We start from the raw sequence: 1880 nt of genomic DNA on the forward strand, positions 1-1880 counted from the left end.
GGGTCCACCACCGGGGTGGGGGTGGACAGCTCGCGTACGGCGGCCGTGCGCAGGTCGGCGGTGAACAGCCGCCCGGACAGGGCGAAGGCCGCGGTCTCCACCGCGGAGTCGGTCGCGTAGCCGACCACCCCGGCCGACCCCTCGCGGCTCCGCTCGCGCCGGGCGCGCTCCTCGGGCGACAGCTCCTCGTCCGCACCGCCGAGCAGCTCCGCCGGATCGGCCACCGCGCGCTCCCGGCCCCCGTCCGGGCCGGGCCCGCCGGGGCCGCCGAGTTCCCGCACCCACAGCAGGTTCGCCCGGTCGGTGCCGCCGCGGGAACGGAGGAAGACGATCCGGGAGCCGTCCGGGGCCACGGTGAAGGCGCGCGGCGCCCCCAGGGTGAAGCGCTGGGTTCTGGCGTACTGGCGTGGAAACGACATGACCATGGGGCGAGCGTACGGCGTCGCGCGGCCATGCTCCCGCGGTGCGCCCGCCACCGGTCCCAGGGCACCCTCCACGCGTCTTCCGGGGTCCCTCCCGGAGCCCCGGAAGGGCCTGCGGCCGGTCGGGGGAAGGGGACGTGTCCAAGGTCACACAGGTGTGCGCCCCTCTTCTGCACCCGTGCACCGATCCGTGCCGACTCACGGAAAGTTATGATCCGTTGCGCATGGTTCGCGGCGGGGTATGTAGCTTCAGAACTGCCCTGTCGTACAAGCATCCTGATTCCGTGTCGACCGCGCGCTCTTGGAGGTGAACCGCCGTGGCACTCTCGATTTCGGCGGTGGTGCTGCTGGCGATCATCGTCTTCCTGCTGATCAAGAAATCAGGGCTGAAGACCGGACACGCACTGGTCTGCATGCTCCTGGGCTTCTACATGGCCAGCTCGTCGATCGCTCCCACCATCAGCGAACTGACATCGAACGTCGCCGGCATGATCGGCAGCATCAAGTTCTGACACCGGCGGCGTAGGCTCGCCCTCATGACCGAGCTTCCCGCGCGCCGCCTGATGCTGGTCCACGCGCACCCCGACGACGAGTCGATCACCAACGGCGTCACCATGGCCCGATACGCCGCCGAGGGTGCGCTGGTCACCCTGGTGACCTGCACGCTGGGGGAGGAGGGCGAGGTCATCCCGCCGGCCCTGGCGCACCTCGCGGCCGACCGCGAGGACGGACTGGGGCCGCACCGGATCGGCGAACTGCGGCATGCCATGCGGGAGCTGGGCGTGGCCGACCACCGCTTCCTGGGCGGCCCCGGCCGCTACCGGGACTCGGGGATGTTCGGCACCCCGGCCAACGAGCGCCCCGACTGCTTCTGGCGGGCGGACGTCGACGAGGCCGCATCCCACCTCGTCGAGGAGATCCGCCAGGTGCGCCCCCAGGTGCTGATCACCTACGACCCGAACGGCGGATACGGTCACCCCGACCACATCCAGACCCACCGGGTCGCGATGCGCGCGGTGGAACTGGCGGCCGACCCCGCGTACCGCACGGAGCGGGACGGGGAGCCGCACCGGGTCGGGCGCGTCTACTGGAACTGCGCGGCGCGCTCGGCGGTCGAGGAGGGCTTCGCCCGTCTGCGCGCCTCGGGCGGCGCTCCCTTCCCGGAACTCGCCTCGGCCGGGGACGTCCCCGGTGTGGTGGAGGACACGCAGGTGGACGCCGTCGTCGAGGGCGGTGAGGCAGAGGCCGCCGCCAAGGCCGCGGCGATGCGCGCCCACGCCACCCAGATCGTGGTGGCCGACTCCCCGTCCGGGCCGCCGCAGTCCTTCGCCCTGTCCAACCGGCTCGGTCAGCCGCTGCTGCACACCGAGCACTTCCGGCTGGCCGACGGCACGGAGGCCCCCGGCAGGCCGCTGCGCGACCTCTTCGAGGGGCTGGTGGGGACGGCCGGGGGCGCGG

2 protein-coding genes and 1 pseudogene are annotated in these 1880 nt (G+C 72.7%); 2 read left to right on the forward strand and 1 reads right to left on the reverse strand.

The window, feature by feature from the left end:
• Nucleotides 1-425: pseudogene (locus L7D48_RS28525) on the reverse strand (S9 family peptidase); the annotation flags it as partial.
• Between the two features lie 314 nt (nucleotides 426-739).
• Between L7D48_RS28525 and L7D48_RS28530 the strand changes: the two are divergent.
• Both L7D48_RS28530 and mshB read left to right on the forward strand, forming a co-directional pair.
• Nucleotides 740-934 carry a hypothetical protein gene (locus L7D48_RS28530; protein ID WP_093661216.1) on the forward strand — a complete coding sequence of 65 codons (195 nt, stop codon included), beginning with the start codon at nucleotides 740-742 and terminating at the stop codon, nucleotides 932-934.
• Between the two features lie 24 nt (nucleotides 935-958).
• Nucleotides 959-1880: N-acetyl-1-D-myo-inositol-2-amino-2-deoxy-alpha-D-glucopyranoside deacetylase (gene mshB / locus L7D48_RS28535; protein WP_237883955.1), on the forward strand; the 922-nt coding region annotated here is incomplete at its 3' end.

This window comes from Streptomyces sp. ICN903 (genome assembly GCF_022015835.1).
GTDB classification, from domain to species: domain Bacteria; phylum Actinomycetota; class Actinomycetes; order Streptomycetales; family Streptomycetaceae; genus Streptomyces; species Streptomyces fenghuangensis.